We start from the raw sequence: 21032 nt of genomic DNA on the forward strand, positions 1-21032 counted from the left end.
GGCTTTGTGCCCGCCGAAAAAAGGTTGCCTATGTCCAAGCCTGCATTTACCGAAATCGACCGAATGACGGGCGGAGGGCGGAGTAATCGCACCCGCCCACCGGTCAACTTCCTTCTTCACACCGAGGAAGGAAACTCGAGTGCTGAAGCGCTCGCCCGATACTGTGATGGAAGCAACGGAGTCTCATACCACTACACGGTCCGCGACGGCATTGTGTGTGACGTAGTGGATACCGACTACGCGTCGTGGTCCGTCTTGGATGCGAACGCGTACACCATCAATCTGTGTTTTGCCGGGTCGCGTGCAAGCTGGTCGCGTGCTGAATGGCTCATGCGGGAACGCGATATCGAGATTGCCGCGTACCTAGCCGTCCAAGATTGCCGGAAATACGGCATCCCAACAGACGTTATCGCGCCGCCCTATAGGCGAGCGCCGGGCATTTCCGATCACCGATACGTGACCCGGGTTCTAGGTATCGGGACCCATACAGACGTAGGCGACGGATTCCCCTGGGACGTTTTCACCACCTACGTGAACAAGTACGCCGGTACTGGCGAAAGTGAGGATGAATTGAGCTGGGGCGAAATTATCGAAAACAAGGAGGGCCAGAAGGTCAGCCGTGAGGACATGATTAAGTGGATTGACTTCCGCTTGGTTCGTATGGAACGAATGCTTATGGCTGCCCTGGATCAACTCAGCGGTGCTGGCGTCGCAGAGGCCATTCGAGACGGTAAGGCTGCGAAGTTCGACGGATTCGCACAAGGCGGAAATCGGTCTGCCTACGACCTCCAAGCGGCCATTGCCGCGAAGCTCGAAGTTCCCGGAACCAAGGATATGAAGGCGGCCTAGTGATGTACGAGAAGAATTCGGCTATCCGCCTGGTGATCTACAGCGTCGCTGGTGTTGCGTGTGGTGTGCTTATGCTCCTGGGCGTCATTACCGCCGACCAGTCCGACACCATCATGAACGCGGTCGGACCTGCTATCGGCACTCTGATTGCCATGCTGGCCGCTTTCAACGTGAACCGGTCGGATAGTGCCGACAACGCCCCTGCCGCCTCCCCGGCGGAGGATGGTCCGGGCGCTACGGTCGGCGCTTTCCAAATTCGGGAGTGACGTTTGATCGACATTCCCGCTGGCGCTCCTGGCTGGCTGGCCGCGCTGATGATCGTTGCCTACGTCGTATCGCAATGGCTTCAGACGCGCGGCCTCCGGGCCTCCCAGGAAGAGCAGAAGCAGACAATCACCGAAGTTCACGAGCAGGTAGCGAATACGCACGACACAAATCTTCGGGACGACCTGGACGCGATTCGAGATGAGTTCCGGGATTTCCGGGATGAGCATCGAGACTTCCGAGACGAGTACCGCAAGGACATGGCGAGTATTCGCGAGCACCTTCGAGACACGCACGGTCGTCTACGAGAGTTGGAACGACCGAAGGGGATCTAGGTGAGTTACCCCGTAGGCCCTAAGCCCGATGGCGCGTGGCAATTGGGGGACAGTGGCCGGTACGGCCAAGGGATCGAAGAGGATGCCGTACTGGGCATCGTCACCAACGGTGCCAAGACAAAGGCGATCAAGGCCCAAGACGAGCACCGGACCAATGTCCGGGAACGTATTGACAATACGTATTCCATCGCACAGGCGGCTTCCGGGGCCGCCGGACAGGCCGTTACCGAAGCTCAGGCAGCGGTCAACGCTGCCGCTGCGGCTGAAGCTACCGCCGCCACCGCCTACAACGCAGCCTCATACTGGGAAGCTGAATTCGTTGCGGCATCTGCCGCCGTAGTGCTGGGCGAGAATGAGCTACTGATCGGCCTCTGTCAGAACGTACCCGCTGGACTGAAGCGGAAAGTGACAGATATTCACGTCGCCTTGCTGTCGCAGCCGAACGGTATGACGTTCGAGCTGAAGAAGTGGAATGCTGCCGGAACCGTTAATTCCGTGGTCGAGACGTACACGCTGACTGCGAATCAAACCCGCGCGAACTGGCAGATTCTCGGTGGACACGAAGTGTCCAACCGCGAGCGACTATACGTAAACGTCACTTCGGTTACCGGTTCTGTCGCTCCGGTAGTCCTGCAAATTCTGGTCTTCGGCGTCCTGTACGACCCGAATATCCAAGAGCCTTCAGAGGTGGCATGAAAGAGTTTGAAATCATCTCCAACGGCGGAGTGATGGCGGACCATATCCGCATCCCTCCCCAGTTCGAGCCGATCATCAATGATCTTTTCGATGGGCGAGTGTTCGACATGGACACTGCCGCCGTCGTCATCCCGTGCATTGATGACGCAAAGGCGAAACTACAAGCCGACCCGGACCGCTACCGGCAGCACCTAGAGGGCCTAGGGCTCCGGCAGGTGCGTCAGATGCTCGACAGCATGAGGGACATCCTCGTGACGTTCCCGGATGCCACGGTCAGCGGACTAGTGGAGCCGTGACGTGTTTCTTCTAAGGCGCAACCTGCCCCTAGCGTGGGCAGGTTGGCGGGACGAGTTCGACTATCTACCAGGGCCGTTGCAGCGGCCCTGGGTCCACCTGGGCGATGGAGCAAGCGCTTTCACCGGTAGCTCTCTACTCGTCAACGGCAACTTTCTCACCGTCAACGGCGGAGGCCCGTCGTACCAGTGGCAGCCCTTCACCCCGAATTGGGGCCTGGACTTTGAAATCTATTGGCCCGTAGAGGGGCTGGCCTCTCAGGGCTTCTCAACGTACTTCACCGATTCATGGTCGCGGATCGGCGCGTCCTTTCAGAACGTGGTCGGCGTTCGGTTGATGTACGCGCCTGCCGCTGGCGGTAATCAAGTGATGGTCAGCCACTTCCAAAACGTCATGTCCTGGGATGGTGACGCCGCGACATGGGCGTCCCCGGTGCCGTTCGGTGGCAGTGGGAACGTCTGGCTGCGGGTGTGGTGCGAGCGGGACGAGTGGGTTCGGATTTGGGTAAACGGGACCTATGTCGGGTCCTGCATGATCAAGCCATCGTTCAAACTAGGGCCTGATCGTCGCTGTGTCCGATTCCTGAATACCGCGCTGGCAAACGCACAGATGCTCTGGTTGGACCACTACGACCGGCCGTCTTCGATCCCGCCGAAACAGGTGTGGTCGGAAGTCTTCTACGACGACTTCAACCGGCCCGATGGTGAGGCCGGGAACGGCTGGACTCAGATAGGCCAGAATGCGGCGCTCCGAAGCGGAGAGTGGTCGACCATCGGAACTACAGACGGTTCCCGAGGACTCATCCGCGATACCGGGATCACGTCGGGAATGGTCCGTGTGGAAGCCACAGCGGGAACCTTCAGCGCCCCGAAGACCGGTGCGGATTCGTCTCTCATCCTGTGCTCTAACGCGGCTGGCACGGAAGGTCTATCCGCGAACATCTTCGCCGGTTCCCTCTACATTGCTCGCTACTCCGGATCGCTCACCAACCCGTCCATGATCGACTTTGATCAGCTCACCAGCGGAGTATCGGTCAGCCCAGGGGACAAGGTGGCGTTCTGTGTCTATCAGGGTATTGCATGGATCGAAATTAACGGCACTCCACGTTTGTACACAGGCAACGCCCATCGAGTAATACCCCCGACCAATACGTTCGCGGGTCTGCGCGTCAGCCGAGCGTCATTCGCGGACTCGAATTCTTGGAACGATGTCCGAATTTTCTCGGGTATCGGATAAGGAAGGGGCTTCAATGGCTGGACGTAAGATCAAAGCCGAAAAACTGTATCTGATCGTCAATGACGATTTCGAGATCGTCTATACGTGGAAGGTGAACGGCGTTCCCGCGCCGTATCCTACCGGCCACGAACTGTATTACCAGTTCCAGAACGGCACGGATGGCGATTGGTCCGGGGGGACCAAGTGGCCGTTCACCATCACCGGGAGCACGGCGTATTGCCGTGTCGAGTCCGAAGCGGCGCGAGCCGCCATCGAGGACCGGACGCCGTATCAACTGATATTCAAGCACACGGATGAAACCCCGTCCCTCGACCGGGTGCTGCTACAAGGAAAAGTCGAATGGGTGGTGCCGTAGTGATCATCATCGAAGAGTCCGGGACCGCCCCGCCGTCCATCGGACCTGAATCCGTTGCTCCAGCCGAAGGCGTCCTAGTGCCCATGCCCGGCCCACCCGGGCCGAAGGGTGATCCAGGAGTGCCCGGCGAGCAAGGCCCTCCGGGTGACGGCCTTGCGCTGGCCGGACAGGTCCCTACCTACGCAGACCTACCGGCTTCCGCCCCCGATGGGTCGGTGTGGTTGGCAGGCGGGAAGTTGTACCGCCGCACCGGTGGTGCATGGCCTACCGAGTCCGAAGGGACATACCCGGGACCTCAAGGTCCCCAGGGTGTTCCCGGCCCACAAGGTGATCCGGGACCCCAAGGTGATCCCGGTCCACCCGGACCGACAGATTTCGAGCTTCTGACCAACAAACCGAGCACGTTCCCACCAACCGCACACACGCATTCAATCGGGGAAGTCTCCGGCCTCCAGTCGGCCCTAGATGGCAAGGAATCCATGGCTAACCGTGGCGTGCCCGGTGGGTACGCACCGCTGGACTCGTCGGCGCTGATCCCATCGACCTATCTCCCGTCCTACGTGGACGATGTGGTCGAAGGCTCAGCACTGGAGACCTTTCCGACGACCGGGGAAGGCGGGAAAATCTATGTGGCCGTGGACACCGGCAAGATTTACCGCTGGAGCGGGTCCGGCTACGTCGAAATCTCACCTTCCCCAGGGTCAACAGATGCTGTCCCGGAAGGCAGCGCGAACAGGTACTACACCGATGCTCGCGTGACCACGCGCGTTCAAAGCATGTTCGGCACCTCGGCCGGAACCGTCTGCCAAGGCAACGATGCCCGGCTATCGGACTCGCGTCCGCCGACTGCGCACACGCACCCTCAATCGGAGGTCACCGGGCTCACCACAGCGCTTGCCGGGAAGGTGGGCACTGACGGGACCGTGCTCAACGTCGTTCGGCTGACTCAGGCCGCATACGACGCTTTAGGCGCTGGCCGTCCGTCCACCACGCTCTACGTGATCGTGGGGTGATCGGATGCCGACTCGACTAGGCGACGCCACCCCTACGTTCCGGGTGGGTGATTCGAGCGTGTCTCGAATATATGCCGGGGACACAATGGTTTTCGCGTCATTCCTGCCGGTGTCGATGTACAAGGACGGGAATCACGCCATCCCGGGTAATACCTTCACGGACGTTCCGGACTGGATTGCTGATCCGGCCTACACCGGGACCACGTTGGACGGCACGACTGGCCTAGTGGTCGCCAGCAACAAGACCGGAGCGACCATCACGGGCAGCGTGAGGATTCAGAACGGCTCGGCTATCTCAAGGACGTACCGGACCCAGTTGCTCTACAACGGCGCGATCATCGCCACGCACGCATCGGTGTCTGTCTCAGCAGGAAAGACACAGACTTTCACACTCCAGGTGACACAGGATGTGACTGCTGGCGCGATCATCAAGCTCCAGGCGGCAGCGAGCAGTTCGGCCGGCGCTAGTCTTCTCGGAGGTGCGGACTCGTACGTCCGGGTGACATGAGAAAGCCCCTACCTTTCGGTAGGGGCCTTTTTCGTCTTACGGCTCGCGCCGTGGAAGCGGTGTGTCTGTTCGGGTACTCCCCCGGTGCTCGATGGCGTCGAAGATCACCCAGAGCACCAGCACACCACCCAGGACGGTGACCCACCAAGCTTCTTCGAAGTCCGACAGGCCAAGCCACACCATCACCAGACCTAGGACGACAAGGCCCGCACGGAACAAAGATGTCATGCCGGGAGCCTATCGCGCCCAGGGCCTGCACGCATAGCCCGATTCGTGGCCCGACACGTTCCGCCATGTCAGGGGTTTCGTGTTTTCCCAGGTCATTCATTGGAAGTCTGTTTGATTCGGCTGTCCGAGACTGATAGAGTTCCCATTATGGCAGCCACATCACTCCGCGCGCTGGTCGGCGCGCGTGTCTCCGTCCTGAAGGGCGCGGAGAAAGTCAGCAACCTAGCACAGATCGGCACCGGGTCAAGTTGGGTCGTGTCTCGAGGACACCGTATCGTCGGTACGTTCGAAGACCTGGACGTGTCGGCGGACAAGTACACCCCGTTTGATCGTCCAGACCTGGGCCGGTGGCTGACCGATGAGCGCGCCCACGAGTGGGACATGCTCGTCTTCTCGAAGGTCGACCGGGCGTTTCGATCCATCCGGGACACGGTGGACCTTGCTCGCTGGATCGAAGCGCGGAAGAAGATTCTTGTCTTTGCCGAGGACGGGATGGTCCTCAACTACCGCGACGACGTGGACAGTTTCGAGCGTATGATGTCTGAGTTCTTCATCATGGTTGCGAGTTTCTTCGCACAGATGGAACTGAACCGTTTCAAATCCAGGGCCAAGGATGCTCACCGCATCATCCGGCAAACGGACCGATGGGCGAACGGCGTACCGCCGTACGGGTTTTGGACCGCCCCGCACCCGTCCGGTAAGGGTCGGTGCTTGGTCCCGGACCCGGAGGGGCGGCGAGTCCTCCGGGAGGTCATCGCGCCCCGATTGCTCGCCGGAGACTCCTTTTCGTCCATCGTGGCCCATCTCAACGCGACAGGCGTCTTGACGAACATGAACCGGGCGAAGGTGGAGGCCGGAAGGGAGCCGAAGGCTGATCCCTGGACTGTGACGAATCTCCGTGACATGCTGACTTCCCTTCGTACCCAGGGAATCAAGATGTCCCAGGGCAAGCCGGTGCTGACCGAAGACGGGTCGATGATCCGCCTTGCTGATCCGACTTTTGATGACGAGACGTGGACGCGAATCCAGGAAGCCGTTGCGGCCCGGTCCCACTCAGGCAAGCGCCGCGTGAACAGTCCTAACCCGTTACTCAGCGTTGGATTCTGCGGAAAGTGCGGTAGCAATCTCTCGCACCAGGTCCAGCAGAACGTTCCGGGAGGCAAGGAATTCCGGTACTACCGGTGCCAGAAGTGCAAGCTTCGAACCCGTGCCGATGAGGCGGAATTTCTACTAGAGGAACTATTTATCGAGACGTACGGACAGCAGGCGGTCACCCGTCGAATCTTTGTCCCCGGGTCGGACAACTCGCGAGAGCTGGAAGAGGTTGAAGCAGCCATAAAGCGATTGCGAATGGAATCCGACGCCGGACTCATCACAACCGAGGAAGACCAGAATCTCTACATGACCCGTCTTTCGTCTCTCGTTGGCCGCAGGAACGCCTTGCAGGCCAATCCGGTAGTTGCACCTACCTGGAGGGAGGAAACGACCGGAGAGACGAACGCTGAAGTGTGGGCGCGGTCCTCCCAGGAAGAGCGGAGGAAGCTACTCCAGGAACGCGGTATCCGGTTCGTCCTCCACCCCGGCAAGCGTTGGGAACTGGTAGACATCATGGGCGAGAAGATCACATAGCCCCGAGACGACGAAAGCCCCCTACCGGGGTGGTAGGGGGCTCTCTTCGTCTATGATCCTGGTTGACCGGGCTAGGTACCAGCTAGCCCGGTCTCTCAGTTGCCGCTCAGGATGTAGGCCCGACGCCGGTCCTTAAGGTCCCGGTTGATGTCCGCCATTTCATAGCGGTTCTTCTTGGCCTCATAGTCCGCGATCTTCAGGCTCATCGGGGAAAACGTGGTCTGGAGTTCCAGACGCTTACGCTTCACCGTCAAGGCCATCGGATTCGTCGGGTCCAGGTAATCAACGTGCTCATCACTGCCGTAGACGAAGCGGTGAGCCTCGATGCTTTCCTCCGCCAGGGCCTCAATCTCGGCCCAGACCTGGGAAGCTTCCTGGTAACCATCCTCGGACTGAGCAAGCGACTCGTACGCGGCAATCATGTCCTTGATCATGGTCTGACCTTTCACTCTGGAGTTTTCAATGTCCCGTCTTGGTGACATCTAGAAGATTACCCCATCGCTTGTTTTGTGTCAACAATCAGATTGAAAATACCGGTCTAGCTGGGGAAACAGTGAGTCCAAGGGCGCCTTGGAAACGAGAAAAACCCCCTACCGTGCGAGTAGGGGGTTTCTCTGGTATCCGATCGGGTAATCGGGCGTCAGCCGCTCGGGTCGAGAATAGCTGACACCTTCAGGGTAGCACCGGCTTACGCCACTGCCGACTCCAGGTCGACGGTGCCAGCGTCGAGCATCTTCGTTTCGTGCTCCAGAAACGCCGGGCTCTTCGCCTTCAGCAGAAGCGGTGTGATGCCCTCACGACGGATAACGACACCTTCGTCCACGGTTCCGTTCTCGTCCAACGGGACGGCGGTCCGCCATCCGGCATCTCGGTACCTGATGTCCATGAGGTCGTTCACATCGAGGTCCATTGCATAGCCCTCGTACAGCGTGGGGACGACCTCCAGGCCGCGCTCCGCGCAGAATTCGCGGACGGCGGGCCACGACAGATCGACCGTCAAGCCCTGGTCGTTGATCGTTGCCACGCGGTAGACGTAAAGGCGGCTCTGCCCCTTCGGAATCTGGTAGGTGTAGCCCTTCTGGATGGGCTCACCGTCCGGTGTCCACCCCACCAACTCACCGAAGACCAGGAAGCCATCCGGGATCAAACCGTCAAGCTCTCGGCCCTTCTGGGTCCAGATATCCGACTTGTAGAAGTGCCGCTGATTCGGGTCGTTCGCGTCCTTGGTCACCCGGCGCGAGCCGTACACCTGGTCATACTCGGTGGTCTGGACTCGCACACCCATCCGCCGAGCAAGGCGCTCGCGGATCGTCAGCTTGCGGTTCACCAGAGTTCGGCCGACTCGGATACTCGTGCCGTGAAGCTTCTGCGTCACGTACACGTAATCAGCGTCGTTGATCTGATCGGCGTTGCGGAAGTAGCTCGCAGTGCTCAGGTGCTCGGGGAACATCCTCGGGTCGACGCGCCCGGGGCGCTTCGTGACCGGCTGGTTGCCGGTGGCCGTTTTCGGCTCCCGGATCACGTACTTACGGCAGACTTCCTGGCCGTTGATCGTGTCGAAGGTGTCACCTTCCCGAAGGTCGGCCGGGTCGATGCCGAACACTTCCAGCGAGGACAGCGGCATGAAAATCGCGTTCGACCGCTGGCCGCCAAGCTTGATCGCCTTCACCCGGCGGTTGTCCTCCAGGTACCCGGTGACCGTGCCGTCTGCGTTGTTCTCGGCGTGCCGATACATGTTGTTGGCACTGGCGTACTCGTGGGAGAGCTGGACCTCTGCGGGGAAGAAAACCCCCAGGTCCCCCACATTCCAGCCCTTCTGCACGATGGCGGTATGACCGAAAATCGGAATCATGACGATTCGGTCCCGGCCGATAATCGGGACGACGGCGGGCACTCGGGCGACAACCGCCGCGTAGTTCTCGTTTTTCGGCTTGTCAAAGTTCAAAATCGCTACCTCTGTTTCTTGGTTATCTAGTCGCGGATTGGCGGCAGATTGCAGGACATCTATGTTCTCCCCGTGACAAACGTCAGAAATCCCCTGGCTGAACCTGGAAGCACTTCAGATTCAATCGCCGCCACATTGAGACAACCCGGTCCCGGTCATCGAATACACCGAGGACGGTGTATCGGTCCCGAATGTGCTCGTTGAAGATTTCGAGCTTCACCACCGCGTCATCTCGGGTATCGCCCGCCTTGCGCATAAGAAGGGCGTCGACCCGGAAGCCCATAGCCGCAAGCCAGTGCTGAGTAACGTCCCGGCATTCCTCGTTACGACCAGACACGAAAAGGTGCTTCGCATCCGGAATTCCGTCACAGATACCCCAGTGAAGAGCCCGGACGTATACGTCCTCGGCGTCCTCACCTACGCGGCTGTAGTCGTATGGGCTCCGGCCGGTCATGTGCGCCACCGTCCCGTCAATGTCCCAGATATAGGCGTTCTCGCTGCCGATTCCGGTCACAGGCTCGATATCGAGTCGGAATTTGGGTGTGACCGGCTTCCAGTCGCGTAGTGGGTACCGCTTCGCCATGCGGTCGATGACCTTCTCCGGGACGTATCGACCGCCGTTTGCCCGGCGCAGTTCATTGCGCCGCTTACACTCGTCGGGCGGTACCGGGAAGTCCACGCAGACGAACGGAGTGCCTTTACTAGAAACGCGTCATCAATGTAGAAGTTCGCAGTATCGGTGCTTCCAGTGAGCTTGATTGCGACCTTCCGAGAGTCCCCATTAATTGACTCGATCAATCGCAGCCCCCGGAGCTGGACGAAGACGAGTCACACGAACTCGAAGAGGAAGAGGAAGAGGAAGACGCGCTGTAGTAGCCCGAATAGGTGGTGTCGTACGGGGTGCTCGTGTTGCTCGATCCTGCACGGCGGTTCTTGGCCGCCTGCTGGCGTCGCTTGGCGTCACGGAGAGACATGGGGGCATTACCTTTCGATGGAACAGAAAAGCCCGGCTCAGAGGCCGGGCTGGGGAGTATATCTGTTGGGTCAGAACGTTGGAGGGGTGGAGTCGAATCCATCTGAGATTCCTGCCCTATCAGCACACTTGCCCCGATGCACATCCCACTTCGCGCCTTCGGAATCCACGATGTGGTCCCCCTCCCGGATCGACTCGTAACAGATGCAGCACATGCCTGCGAATAGCGGCATGGGAGAACTCATAAGAAGTCCTTCGTGGGTCGTAGTTATCAGGCCGGGTCAGTGCAATCCCAGCAGTTCAGAGCCGGTCACATCAAGTCCGAATCGGCGACGACGTACATTACAAGGAATGATAAAGCCGCCGCAATCACGTTAGCCGACACAAGGGCGGGGTCGTTTCCATACGCAACGACCATCGGGATGCACAGAAGATTCAAGATGCCGAAAAATGCGTTCAGGCCGAAAAGGAAAATACCCATCTTCTAATCCTTAAGGGGTGACGACGCGGGTAATGCCCGCGCCGGAAATCAGCTTGTAGCACGCGTAGCAGGGTGCTCGCGTTACGTAGAGAGTCGCGTCAATGAGGTCTTCCCGATCACAGTGGAGAAGGGCATTCGCCTCCGCGTGGATTGCAATGCAATTATCGTACGAACTGCCGGGCGTGCAGTTGGAAGTACGGCGCGGACAGGTGTGGCAACCTGGCCACCCCGCTGGAGCGCCGTTATATCCAGTGGCCCGGATTCGGTGGTTCCGAACAACGACGGCTCCAACCTTGTCCCGCTCGCAATCCGAGCGGGCAGCGACAGCCCGAGCAATGCCGATAAAGTACTCATCCCAGGTCGGTCGGCTCACTGAAGCACCTTCGGGAATGGCACGCCGGGGTTGGCGGCTCTCCACTCGTCGCGCAGCACGTAAAACTCGTTGGCAACTCGATCAACCTGTGCTTTTGCCTCGCGGAATTTGGGAACCCACTCGTCATTTGCTGCCATCAATGCGGCGGCCCGCTCCCGGTATTCGTCTTCGGTCACTTGTCGTCCCGCCTTTCCGTCATCGCCTAGAAACGGTCTTCTATGTTGCGCTCGATGAGCGCGAGTTGATATTCCCGCATCCGACCGCTCTCGGCTATCTGCGTAGTGGTGCATCGGAAGAATCGGTGCAAGAACTCGTCTTCGGTTACCGGCTCCCAGAACGGCGGCGCATCTTTATCGAGCCAGCCGTCCGGGTCCCAGATCACATGCCCTCTCAATGCCGCCCACACCTGGGGCGGAAGCTTGACACTCAATCTCTCAGCCTTTCATATAGCCATGTCCCCAGGACGGCCCGTACACTTCAGGGTCCGTGTCGATGTCGACACCCCGGAAATTCATCCGCATCAGCCGCGCGATTTCCCGCGCGCCCCACTCCGCTTTTGTGATGGGGACCGATGCGACTACTTCGTCGTGTACGGGTAGGCGTAGGTACGGGGTAAACCCGGCGTCGTGTAGGCGGATCAGGCCCCGGCACGTCACGTCCCGCGAAGTGCTCTGGATCATGTAGTTCAGCGCCGAGTACGCCCGGTCTCGGTCGACCGGGAGCCGACGACCGGTCGGCGTGATGATCCGGCCCGTCTGCCGGGCCTCCGCCTGGAGCTTCACCGAGAGGTCCTTTACGCGCGGGTACCGCGCTTCGAATCCCTCGATCACCCGTTTAGCGACCGCGACCGTGATACCGCCTTGCTCAGCGATGTTCCTCGGTCCAGAGCCGTAGACGTAGGCGAAGTTCACCATCTTTCCGATCTTGCGATCCACACCCGACGCGTCGGCGGTCATCTGGTGTAGGTCAGCGTCGGTAGCGAATGCCTCCCTCATCGTCGGGTCACCGGAAAGCGCCGCGAGAACGCGCAATTCCTGAGCCTTGTAGTCGACGGAGACAATCGTTTGTCCCGGGTCCGCGATGAAGCATCGCCGGACCATCCAATCGCCACTAGGAAGCGTCTGGGCCGGAATACCGGTGATCGACATTCGCGCCGTGCGGGCGCGAAGATGGTTGATGCTCGGGTGTACACGCCCGGCGCTGTCCGCGCCGCTCAGGAACCCGTCAATCCAAGTGGTTCGCCACTTCCTTGCCCGCTTGGCTTCAATCACGGCGGCCGCGAGATGGGCGGGACTCCCGATCGGAGGATCGTCGGTTGCAATGGATTCCAGAAGGGCTTTATCCACCTTGCGTTTACCGGTCGTCGTCCGACCGGGAATCTTCACCCCCAGGTCTTCGAGAGCGTCCGCTACTTGCTCCGTGGAGTTGACGGACTCGACTCCGAAGAACGCCAGTGCGTGAAAAGCGGCCTCTTCTTCCTCGGCCCGGAGCCGGGCCGAGAGGCCCTTGGTGTACTCCAGGTCCAACAGGAAGCCGGTCCGCTCCATCTCAGAACAGATTTCGGCTAGTCGGTGCTCGTATTCGATGAGGTGTCGAGACTCGGGCGGGACCATCGGGTCGAGCTTGCGGCACAGCCTTACGGCTAGAACAGGGTCCATACCGCCGTATCTGTTGAAATCTGGATGATCAAGGTCGATCACAGACCAGATATTCGCCTTCGTGGTCTTGTGCTCTTTGGCAAGGCGAGTCATCAGGCCCTTGACCTCTTCGGCCACCTCCGGCGAAATGTGGACCCGCACAAGTTGTTCTAGGCCGTGGCCGGTGCCGCCTTCCTCCTGGCCCCGGGGATCGACCAGATGAGCAAGGATGCGGGTATCGGTGACCCTGGGCCACATTTCCCGCATCGGCACGCCTAGGTGCTGGTCGAAGACGGCAAGGTCGAAACTGGCGTTGTGGAGGATCATTCTCGGGATGCGGCGGAGGTAGTCCGCTGCGAGCACCCGGAGAGTTGCCGATCTCTCCACGGGCAGGACCCACCCGTCCGTATCAGTCCCGAACTGGACTGTGCGGAGGCGGTCCCCGCTGTACGTGGCAAGGCCCGTGGTCTCGGAGTCGACTCCGATCGGGCCACGGGCCATCTCCTGATCTAGCCACGTGCGGAACGCCTCTACGTCCGCCGCGTTCTCGACTACCCGCGCGGTGACCGTCTCTCGTCCGATCTTATACGGGTAGGTCTTCAATTAGCCCCTTGCCTTGTAGAGGTCAAGCAACCGTTCTGTGAAATCAGCATAGATGTCCGACAGCGCGGAGTCGCCGCTGAGCGCCAGCCCCATAGCCCTGCCAGTACTGCGAAGAATGTCGTCCAGGACGAACTTCGGAATATTGGTGTTCGCCATTTTCGCTATGCCCCCTGCTTCGCCAAATCGAAATGGTCAACGAGCTTGTTGCCGAAATCTAGGTAGATTTTCGCAAGAACGTGGTCGTCTGCCAGGATCGCGTTAACACCAACTGCAAGCGCGTGCTTAATGTCCTCGGGGACGAAATCGGGCGGGGAGGTGTATTTCATGTGTCAGTCCTCTTTGTGGTATTCACCGGAGATGATCCGGCTAATGGTGGCGCGGTTGACCTCGAACGAATCGGCCAACTCCTGGTGCGTGACTCCCGCCGTCTTGGCGAATCGGCGAATGAGCGCAACGTCCCGCTTCGAGAGCTTCTTACGGTTGTCGGTCTTGGCTTTCAGTCGAGTGTTCTCGTCGCTCAGGTTTCGAATGATGGCGTCCTTTTCCATTACTTCCCGCTCCAAGATTTCGATCTTGTCCTGAAGCGCGGTCACCTGGGCGGCATCACCCAGATCAGCTGCAATGCTCACTGACTTCTTCTCTCGTAGTTTCAACCGTTTCGCCTTAAAAACGATTTGGCACTTTTGAGTTCCCGATGAACCTTGTCCAGCTCCGCACGGAGCAACGCGTTTACCTCTTCGAGCGCTCGAATGATGTCCTCGGGGTTGTGGTCCGCGTAGGTGTACGGCTCGTCAGGGATGTCCTGGTAGGTGTGGGGAGCAATCTCCCGGAGCTGACGAAGCAGCTCACCCGCCAATTCGCGGATTTCCGCGTCCGCCGCTTCGTGCCAACGAGCTTTGATGACGTATCTCCATGCGCGGTGGTTTCCGGTAACGACCATCGGGGAATTGGTCATGTTCGGGAGTACCGCCCTAGCGGCTTCACGAGCTTTCTTGCGGGGAAGTCCCGCGTTGGTCAACAGCTCCAAAAGTGAGTTGTACGCGTTGGACGACTCGCGCTGTGCGTATGAAATGTAATTCAACGCTTGACGACGAAGGTCGTCTTGTTCGATTTCAACGAGCGCGGGGGGAATATGTATCCCCAGCGGCATAGGGTCTACGTACCGCTGAGACACCACGCTGAAACTCAGGTGCCGGTGACGCTCCAGTTCGGTCAGGACAGACCGACTCGCCTCGATATAAAACGTGGCACTGGCGTGCTCTAGTACGGATTCGTGACCTACATCAAGAATGTGACGTAGATAGGTCTGGTTCGTCGCTGTCGCCGGATTCGGCCGGTCGAAGCTTTGATAGCAATTCCGCCCCGCGAACTCCGCGAGTTCGTCCGCTGGGTGCTCGGTGGAGAACCGATACGGGCTACCGTCGTGGTGCAGGTTGTAGCCGATTTCCTCAAGGGCTTCACCGTCGATGAAAGTTCGCGCAATCAGTACGGCTTTCAAGCCTTCGCGCCCCCGGGTCGCTGGGCCGCAATCTCGGGCGATACAGAATAGGTCGCCCACGTGATGACTTTGTCAAAGTTGAAGTTCAGCAACGCGGTATCGGTAGGCCGATCGGGGTAGAGGATCAACACCCCATCCGCAACGTCGTGGACTGCGTATGCGTGGGGAACTGTAATCTTGCCGCCCTCGTATACCACCGTAGTGATAGTGACGGAATCGTCGTTGTCGTGGCCCACGCCGGTACGCGGCGGGGTGGAAATTGGAGGCTCAGAAGTAACCACTATGTCCCTTTGCTGTTGGGTGGAAGGCGGGTGGCCCGGGACAACTCACCGGGCCACCCTGGAAACGGGTAGGGCCGTACCTACCCGTTTTGTGTCAACATTCGGTCAGAAGAAAATGGGCTTATCGGTCGAACCGCGCGGAGGGAAGTAGCCCTTCCAGGGCTTCTGCGTCTTCTGCGAAAAGCCCGTCTTGAACTCCCAGCCCGGAGGGCACTCGGGCGAGCCGGGAGGTGCCTGGGTCGCGCCTGCCGGTGCGGCCTGTCGCGGTGCAGGCTGGTTACCACCCTGGGCGGGCTTGTTCGGTGCCAGCTCTACGAACTTGGCCGCCGCCCGGTGAGTCTTGTCCATGAGGTCGAGCAAGTCCTGACCGATCTGCGCCGCCGCGTCGGCGGGGCTGTCGGCGTGGATCACGATCCACGGAGCATCGAAGCCGGTGCCGCCCTTCAGCGTCACCACCACCTTGCCCTCTCCATCCGTCGTGACCGGCGTAGCAGCCTTGGCCGCTGGCTTGCGCGGAGCGGTCTTTTTGGCGGGCTCCGGTGCAGGCATCGAAGAAATCTCAGGCTCCGGGGTAGGTGCAGCGGTCTGTGCCTCGTCCTCGGGGGCAGAGGCGAAAGGGTCGTAAACGTCGTCGGTCAAAGAATCCTCTTTCGAAGGTTCACCACGAGACGGCCCGCCCCGTGGTATGGGTCAATAGCACGCGGCAGCAGGTTGTACAGATGTGCCGCTGTGATCGCACCGAAGGCAATCGTTGCCCACCGGTGCGAAATAAGTTGCCGATCTACTTCCTCGGAAAGGAGTTCACCCGGCTTCGCTGTGATTTCGTGGACTACCACTATCGAGAACAGCAGTGTCCACGCTTGCTTTGCCGTCATTGTCTCCGAAGGGTTCCGGGTGGACACCGTAGTAAAAGAGTGGGACGGCAACCGTCCACCACCAAACAAACAGCTTCTGTCGAATTGTTAGAGTTCTAATACTGGGATTCTCTCCTCTATCGCCCGTGTCATACAGTCACGGGTCCCTGTAGATTTTCCTCGCGGGAACGCTAGACACTCGTTAGCGCCCAGCCTCACCATGCGGTCATTGCGGTAGTTTCCTGCCGCAGGACAGTACATCTGGCCGTCCCAGCGGAACCGTGGCGCGTGATTGCACTCTGGGACACAGTTCCGCCAGTCTGCCGGGTGTCTTTCCTCGTCCACCAGTGCGCCCATATTGGCGCACCAGTCAGAGGCGTGTTTATCGGCCCCTGATTCGCACGCTCCGTGCCGAACAACCATCCGATAACCCCGGACAAGGCAAAAGTTGTATCGGGCGTCTAGAGCGGCCCAGACGGGCCGATAATCCTGGAGTAGCCTAGAACCGGTGACGAGGACCACCCACGGTGGTCCATCGCTCACGAGAGGTTGTCAACCGTAAGAGCGTTGATCAGTTCGTAGATGTCGCTGGTGAATGATCGGAGCTGTCTCCTGCCGGTCGTGTCCCGGTAGGTGATATCCAAGTATGTCTCAGAGTTCCAACATGTCCCTTCGCAGCACTCCCACACCTCTTCGCGCTCTTTCACGCCGAGGACGGTACGAACGTCCGACCAACCAAGCTCTGATCGGACGTATTCAGCTATGGACTCATGGAACTTCTCGCGGTAGTCCGCCAAAGTTTCCCCTTATCGAATCGGGCACGCGCCGTTGGCGCATTCCTCGTCAACTCCGTCAGCCACCGCCGCGACGGTGGAAGCCTCGTATTCCTCCCGGGTCATGGCCTCGTACGGTGCTTGCGGTCGCGACTTCTTCGGAAAGATCGTTGCGCCCTTCAGCCACCCGCCGAAGTCCTCCAGAACTTCCGCGACTTCTTCAGCGGTGTACGCTTCCGGGTCCACGTTCGCGGTGTAGCTGACCGCGTTGTCCGCCCACCAGGTCTGATAGGTCGCCTGCATGTCGAGCATTTCCCTCAACGTGAGTTCGTCTGTGCCCTGGACAATTTCGTCCGCCCGGCCCTCTCCGTGGATGCGGTCGACGGCCTCGACAAGAATGTCCTTGGTAGGGATCGAGACCACGGCGGTGTTCGCCGCGTACTGGTCGTCTTCTACCGCGTACCCCTGCCGGACAAGCTCCGCCATCTGGGCGCGCTGATCCGCGTCCACGGTCGAGAACCTGACCCGCCGAATGAAGTAGCGGGCGAAAATCGGGTGAATGCCCTCCGAGACGCCGGGCATCTTGGCGATAGTCCCAGTAGGCGCGACGGTGCGCTTCTTCACCGGCTCCGGGATACGCAGTTGCCGGGCGTACCGCCGTGCCTCACCGTCCACCACGTCCGCCATTGTCCCCAGAAGCTCTAGGAACCACTGATCATCCGACGCGTCGGAGTACCGCCGCCCGGTCATCGCGAGCATGGAGGCCACACCGAAGTGCCCGACGCCGATACGCCGGTTCCGGTCCAAGACTTCACGAGACTTCGGATCGTTCACCGGAGCAAAGGTTGCCCGGATCAGGAACCGCGTCATCAGCCGGTGAGCTTCCGCCAGGGCGAAACGATCCAGGATACCGCGCTCGTCCACGAATGCTGCGAGGTTGATGTGCCCCAAATTGCACGGCTCCCACGGCTCCAGCGTGATCTCGCCACAGGGATTAGTGCAAACTACGGTGTTGGGCTCGTTGATATTGGACAACGAGGAATCCCAAAATCCAGGCTCCCCGTTATTCACCATGCCATCGGCAATCTCACCGAGTACCGCTTTGGCGTATCGGTGCATCCGATCGTTGTAACTACCCTCCGGCGCGCCGTCGAGTTCAAGGAAGTGCCAGAAATCCGAATCGACCTCCACGGAAATATTCGTGGTCCAGTGAAGACCTGTGTCGGTCTTGGCGCGGATGAATTGTACGATCTGCGGATCACGCCAGTGCATCATTGCCATTCGGGCCGACCGTCGAACACCGCCCGAGACCACGCATTCAGCCAACGCGTGGTCAATCTCCATCGCCCCGATGCCGTCCAGTCGAGCGCCTTGCCTATCGGACAGGATTTCGGCAACCCGGATCAGCATCCGTGCAAGCGGCTCCGGGCCGCTCGCAGTACCGCCGAACGTCTTCAGCCGTGCGCCAGAGGGGCGCACCCGGGACACGTCGTACACCCTGTATCGGTGCTTCACGTCCGGCCGATAGAAGGTCTCCACCAGATCAGCCAGCGCAGCGGCCCAGCCTTCGCGGCTGTCCTCAACCTCCCAGGCTCCCGCCCAGTCGGCCGCATACTGGTCGGACAGGACGCCTGCCTTCTGCATAGACTCGTAATCCGGGTGAGTCGGATCGCAGACGATCTGTACTGATAGCTCCTGTTGAATCTCCGGGTAGTTCTCAAGGTATCGGTTCGAGTAATTCGCCCCGACTCCCCCGCCCTCCATCAGTCGAAGAAAGGTAAAAGTGAAGTGGTCGGCCGGGGCATCAGTCCAGTGACTTACCCAGCAATTGAAGATGCACGGGGAGTTCTTGACTCCCGATGCCCACAGGTGCCGCCCGGCCGGGATGATGCGATGCTGAAGAATGAAGTCCCGCAACTGCTCGCGCTCACCGGGGAAATGATGCCGCTCATCGACAAAGCTCAGATTGCCGTCAACGACCCGGCTAACCGTCTCTTCCCAGGTCTCTTTAGAGCCGTCAGACTTGATCCTGCTATAGGTCCGGTCGTAAATCAGTTTGCCGGTTTCAGTGAATTCCAAGTGCTACCTTTCAATCGTTCGCGATTGTCGCGATAAAGAAGAGGATTACCAGGGACACCACGACCAGCAGGAAGGGAATCCAAAGGGGCGCGGTAATCCACCACCAGGACCAGGCGATGACACCAGTCAGCTTCAGGACCAGGAAGACCAGGAAAAGAGCGCCGCTAAAACCGACTCCACCGCTTCCGGCATTACTCGACTCCATTTCATCCCTTCCTTGCCTTGAGCCCGGCAGAAACCAGCCTGAAAACGCCCTCGAAAATAAGGAACAGAGCGGCCCACAAGGCAATATTCGCCCAGCCCCAGGCCAGTACACCGAGGACTTTCAGCATCACCAGCAAGGCCAGAGCTGGAATGACGAATGACATTTACCTGCCTCCAAAGTCTTCTTGTGCGTACTCGTCCCACTGGTGGATCATCGCGGGTTTCACTTCCGGGTATGACTCTGGCAGGACCCACCCCCGGTAAAGCTCCATTTCCTCACCCCGGAACTCATCATCGAAGACAGTCCGAACGGGCGGCTTCACGTCGACCGGGAACGCCCGCGAACGAGTCCCCGGACCATCCCCTAGGGTTCGGCCAGGTGAGGCGTCGAGTCGGGCGAACTTCGCCCGAACCTGGCGGTTCACTTCCTCGGTGAGCGCTTCCAGCGCCCTGCTCAGCCGCTTCCTATCAGCGTCCGGGCCGGGGTTGATCCGCTCGAAGTAGCGGAGCCGAATAGCCTCCGCGTAGTTCTCGCTCCGCTCCCGCAACGACTCCAGGCCAGCGGCTAAGTCGTCCAGCAACGCACCCCAGAGTGTATGCCCGCTCAGCGCGGCCTTGATGTCGTCTACGGAGTACTGCACTTGGTTCGAGAACCGGGCATTACTGTTCCGGTACCGTGCAGCGATACGGTGTCCCATTCGCGCAAGAAGATTAAGCATCTCCCGGGAGTTCTTACCTGCAAGAACCTTTTGCGTTGCCGGGCTCTCCAGAATCTCTACCCAAAGTTCCTGCGCCAAGTCATCAACACCAACAACCCCTGGCCATTCCGACACCACAGCCGATGCCGCGCGACGCACAGCGGCATTTACAGTTTCGTTATCCAAAACCCCTACACCTTTCACGACACCGACCACGTTTCACCGCCGACGACGAACCGCTTTCGCTCAATCGGGATAATGGACGGTGTGACTGTTTGCCCATCGACCTCCAGGATTCCGAAGCCCTGTTGCCAATTCGCGGTGCCACCTTTCAGGTAGGCGGCCTGCCGCTGGTCCATCAAGTTTCCGACTTCCATACCAGTCACTTGCTGGACAATCTTCCCGTCGAATCCAGACGTGTGAGAGCCGATACCGAGACGGTGTGTATGTCCCATGACGACGGACTTGCCGAACTTCCTCGCAGCATTGAGCGCGGTATTTCCGGCCACCTGGTGAATGCGGATTCCGCCCCGATGTCCGTGGGTCGAAACCCACCCTGGCGCGATGTAGTGGAAATCCGGCAACAGCTCGATACCGAATCCATCGAAGTCACAGAGCGTATCGACATGGAATGCGCGGGTCCCGCTCAGCGCGGGACTGTACTTGTCCAGGTAAGTCCGTGGTCGTTCATCGTGGTTGCCCTCGTGGAACTTCACCGGGCCGCTGTAGACCTCTCGCAGCGGGCCGAAAAGTTGCGACTTGGCCAGCTCTACATCCTGGTAAATCGATCCCTCGAACTCGCCGCGCGTGTCCTTGTTCCAGCGCGACGGCTGCGGGAAGTCGAGAACATCACCGATGAAAACCACTTCATCAGGTTGAGTGTCCCCGATGAAGCGAATGACCGCCCGAGTGGCCTTACGGTCGTGAAATGGAATCTGTAGGTCCGGGACAATGACGATTCGTTTAGTCACTCAACCCCCGGGTACAAGTGTTCAGTAGTTCCCACCGCACGCCCCCAGCTAAATTCGGCGTCCTGCTTCCCCTGGACGAAATTCACCCAGCTGAGCTGCAAATCTTTCAGATCGAAGGTGATTTCAGGACCAGCCCCCAACCGGTGGCATAATTCGGTTGCCTCAACGACAGCCCGGAAACAGTCTGAACCGAAGTCCTCCAGCACGGACGTAGACACGCCCAGGTTATGAAGTGCTGTCCCGACAATGCACACC

Annotated in this window: 31 protein-coding genes and 1 pseudogene; 10 read left to right on the top strand and 22 right to left on the bottom strand. The window is 59.6% G+C overall.

The window, feature by feature from the left end; translation table 11 throughout:
- Positions 1-30: 30 nt before the first annotated feature.
- From AMO33_RS30410 to AMO33_RS17015, 9 genes are all read left to right on the top strand, one after another.
- Positions 31-849: an N-acetylmuramoyl-L-alanine amidase gene (locus AMO33_RS30410; protein WP_082668735.1), complete on the top strand. Its 819-nt coding sequence runs from the start codon at positions 31-33 to the stop codon at positions 847-849.
- Between the two features lie 2 nt (positions 850-851).
- Complete coding sequence (locus AMO33_RS16995; RefSeq protein ID WP_139337597.1) at positions 852-1115, top strand: phage holin; 264 nt, start codon at positions 852-854, stop codon at positions 1113-1115.
- Between the two features lie 3 nt (positions 1116-1118).
- Positions 1119-1448, top strand: a complete 330-nt coding sequence (locus AMO33_RS17000) for a DUF2746 domain-containing protein (RefSeq protein ID WP_060593544.1) — start codon at positions 1119-1121, stop codon at positions 1446-1448.
- Complete coding sequence (locus tag AMO33_RS31525; protein WP_139337596.1) at positions 1449-2144, top strand: hypothetical protein; 696 nt, start codon at positions 1449-1451, stop codon at positions 2142-2144. It begins immediately after the preceding gene.
- Positions 2141-2440: a hypothetical protein gene (locus AMO33_RS17005; RefSeq protein WP_060593545.1), complete on the top strand. Its 300-nt coding sequence runs from the start codon at positions 2141-2143 to the stop codon at positions 2438-2440. Before AMO33_RS31525 ends, AMO33_RS17005 begins: the two co-directional genes overlap by 4 nt.
- 1 nt (position 2441) lies before the next feature.
- Positions 2442-3674, top strand: a complete 1233-nt coding sequence (locus AMO33_RS31530; RefSeq protein WP_139337595.1) for a hypothetical protein — start codon at positions 2442-2444, stop codon at positions 3672-3674.
- A gap of 13 nt (positions 3675-3687) precedes the next feature.
- Positions 3688-4029, top strand: a complete 342-nt coding sequence (locus tag AMO33_RS31065) for an LtfC-like domain-containing protein (RefSeq protein ID WP_060593546.1) — start codon at positions 3688-3690, stop codon at positions 4027-4029.
- A gap of 479 nt (positions 4030-4508) precedes the next feature.
- On the top strand, positions 4509-5042 hold the full coding sequence (locus AMO33_RS32190; RefSeq protein WP_174520488.1) for a phage upper tail fiber protein: 534 nt from the start codon (positions 4509-4511) through the stop codon (positions 5040-5042).
- A 109-nt stretch (positions 5043-5151) separates the two neighbouring features.
- Positions 5152-5550, top strand: coding sequence for a hypothetical protein (locus AMO33_RS17015; RefSeq protein ID WP_139337594.1), 399 nt, complete (start codon positions 5152-5154; stop codon positions 5548-5550).
- Between the two features lie 36 nt (positions 5551-5586).
- Here the strand turns inward: AMO33_RS17015 and AMO33_RS17020 are convergent, their stop codons facing one another.
- Positions 5587-5778, bottom strand: coding sequence for a hypothetical protein (locus AMO33_RS17020; protein WP_060593548.1), 192 nt, complete (start codon positions 5776-5778; stop codon positions 5587-5589).
- Between the two features lie 147 nt (positions 5779-5925).
- Between AMO33_RS17020 and AMO33_RS17025 the strand changes: the two genes are divergently transcribed.
- Positions 5926-7407, top strand: a complete 1482-nt coding sequence (locus AMO33_RS17025) for a recombinase family protein (RefSeq protein ID WP_082668696.1) — start codon at positions 5926-5928, stop codon at positions 7405-7407.
- A gap of 95 nt (positions 7408-7502) precedes the next feature.
- Here AMO33_RS17025 and AMO33_RS17030 read toward each other — a convergent pair whose 3' ends face one another.
- From AMO33_RS17030 to AMO33_RS17095, 21 genes and pseudogenes are all read right to left on the bottom strand, one after another.
- The gene (locus tag AMO33_RS17030) at positions 7503-7841 is read right to left on the bottom strand and encodes a hypothetical protein (protein WP_060593204.1); all 339 of its coding nucleotides are present in this window, start codon (positions 7839-7841) and stop codon (positions 7503-7505) included.
- Positions 7842-8095: 254 nt separating this feature from the next.
- The gene (locus tag AMO33_RS17035) at positions 8096-9352 is read right to left on the bottom strand and encodes an RNA ligase family protein (RefSeq protein WP_060593549.1); all 1257 of its coding nucleotides are present in this window, start codon (positions 9350-9352) and stop codon (positions 8096-8098) included.
- An 82-nt stretch (positions 9353-9434) separates the two neighbouring features.
- On the bottom strand, positions 9435-10031 hold the full coding sequence (locus tag AMO33_RS17040) for a phosphatase domain-containing protein (RefSeq protein ID WP_139337593.1): 597 nt from the start codon (positions 10029-10031) through the stop codon (positions 9435-9437).
- Between the two features lie 604 nt (positions 10032-10635).
- Positions 10636-10806 carry a hypothetical protein gene (locus AMO33_RS31535; protein WP_159005673.1) on the bottom strand — a complete coding sequence of 57 codons (171 nt, stop codon included), beginning with the start codon at positions 10804-10806 and terminating at the stop codon, positions 10636-10638.
- Between the two features lie 10 nt (positions 10807-10816).
- Entirely contained in the window at positions 10817-11224 is a 408-nt protein-coding gene (locus AMO33_RS30415; RefSeq protein WP_307584754.1) for a deoxycytidylate deaminase, read from the bottom strand.
- Complete coding sequence (locus AMO33_RS31540; RefSeq protein WP_139337592.1) at positions 11176-11355, bottom strand: hypothetical protein; 180 nt, start codon at positions 11353-11355, stop codon at positions 11176-11178. The genes AMO33_RS30415 and AMO33_RS31540 overlap by 49 nt, the downstream gene beginning before the upstream one ends.
- 26 nt (positions 11356-11381) lie before the next feature.
- A complete protein-coding gene (locus AMO33_RS17045) occupies positions 11382-11609 on the bottom strand; it encodes a hypothetical protein (RefSeq protein ID WP_139337591.1) in 228 nt (75 codons plus the stop codon).
- A gap of 4 nt (positions 11610-11613) precedes the next feature.
- Positions 11614-13419, bottom strand: coding sequence for a DNA polymerase (locus tag AMO33_RS17050; protein ID WP_060593550.1), 1806 nt, complete (start codon positions 13417-13419; stop codon positions 11614-11616).
- On the bottom strand, positions 13420-13575 hold the full coding sequence (locus AMO33_RS31545; protein WP_159005675.1) for a hypothetical protein: 156 nt from the start codon (positions 13573-13575) through the stop codon (positions 13420-13422).
- A gap of 5 nt (positions 13576-13580) precedes the next feature.
- A complete protein-coding gene (locus AMO33_RS31550; RefSeq protein ID WP_159005677.1) occupies positions 13581-13745 on the bottom strand; it encodes a hypothetical protein in 165 nt (54 codons plus the stop codon).
- 3 nt (positions 13746-13748) lie between these two features.
- A complete protein-coding gene (locus AMO33_RS17055) occupies positions 13749-14048 on the bottom strand; it encodes a helix-turn-helix domain-containing protein (protein WP_060593551.1) in 300 nt (99 codons plus the stop codon).
- Between the two features lie 146 nt (positions 14049-14194).
- Positions 14195-14863: pseudogene (gene thyX, locus AMO33_RS17060) on the bottom strand (FAD-dependent thymidylate synthase); the annotation flags it as partial.
- Positions 14864-15303: 440 nt separating this feature from the next.
- Positions 15304-15837, bottom strand: a complete 534-nt coding sequence (locus AMO33_RS17070) for a hypothetical protein (RefSeq protein ID WP_076574148.1) — start codon at positions 15835-15837, stop codon at positions 15304-15306.
- On the bottom strand, positions 15834-16073 hold the full coding sequence (locus tag AMO33_RS33125; RefSeq protein ID WP_420846022.1) for a DUF7427 family protein: 240 nt from the start codon (positions 16071-16073) through the stop codon (positions 15834-15836). The genes AMO33_RS17070 and AMO33_RS33125 overlap by 4 nt, the downstream gene beginning before the upstream one ends.
- 87 nt (positions 16074-16160) lie before the next feature.
- Entirely contained in the window at positions 16161-16595 is a 435-nt protein-coding gene (locus AMO33_RS33025; protein WP_082668737.1) for an SLOG family protein, read from the bottom strand.
- Positions 16592-16849 (bottom strand): hypothetical protein, encoded by a 258-nt coding sequence (locus AMO33_RS17075; RefSeq protein WP_060593554.1) that lies wholly within the window; start codon positions 16847-16849, stop codon positions 16592-16594. The genes AMO33_RS33025 and AMO33_RS17075 overlap by 4 nt, the downstream gene beginning before the upstream one ends.
- Positions 16850-16858: 9 nt before the next feature.
- Positions 16859-18904 (bottom strand): ribonucleoside-triphosphate reductase, adenosylcobalamin-dependent, encoded by a 2046-nt coding sequence (nrdJ, locus tag AMO33_RS17080; protein WP_060593555.1) that lies wholly within the window; start codon positions 18902-18904, stop codon positions 16859-16861.
- 10 nt (positions 18905-18914) lie between these two features.
- Positions 18915-19109, bottom strand: a complete 195-nt coding sequence (locus AMO33_RS17085) for a hypothetical protein (RefSeq protein WP_060593556.1) — start codon at positions 19107-19109, stop codon at positions 18915-18917.
- 1 nt (position 19110) lies between these two features.
- The gene (locus tag AMO33_RS31555) at positions 19111-19272 is read right to left on the bottom strand and encodes a hypothetical protein (protein WP_159005679.1); all 162 of its coding nucleotides are present in this window, start codon (positions 19270-19272) and stop codon (positions 19111-19113) included.
- Positions 19273-20022, bottom strand: coding sequence for a hypothetical protein (locus tag AMO33_RS17090; RefSeq protein WP_444980011.1), 750 nt, complete (start codon positions 20020-20022; stop codon positions 19273-19275).
- A complete protein-coding gene (locus AMO33_RS17095; RefSeq protein ID WP_060593558.1) occupies positions 20007-20777 on the bottom strand; it encodes a metallophosphoesterase in 771 nt (256 codons plus the stop codon). Before AMO33_RS17095 ends, AMO33_RS17090 begins: the two co-directional genes overlap by 16 nt.
- Positions 20778-21032: the final 255 nt, after the last annotated feature.

This window comes from Nocardia farcinica (assembly GCF_001182745.1).
GTDB lineage: Bacteria > Actinomycetota > Actinomycetes > Mycobacteriales > Mycobacteriaceae > Nocardia > Nocardia farcinica.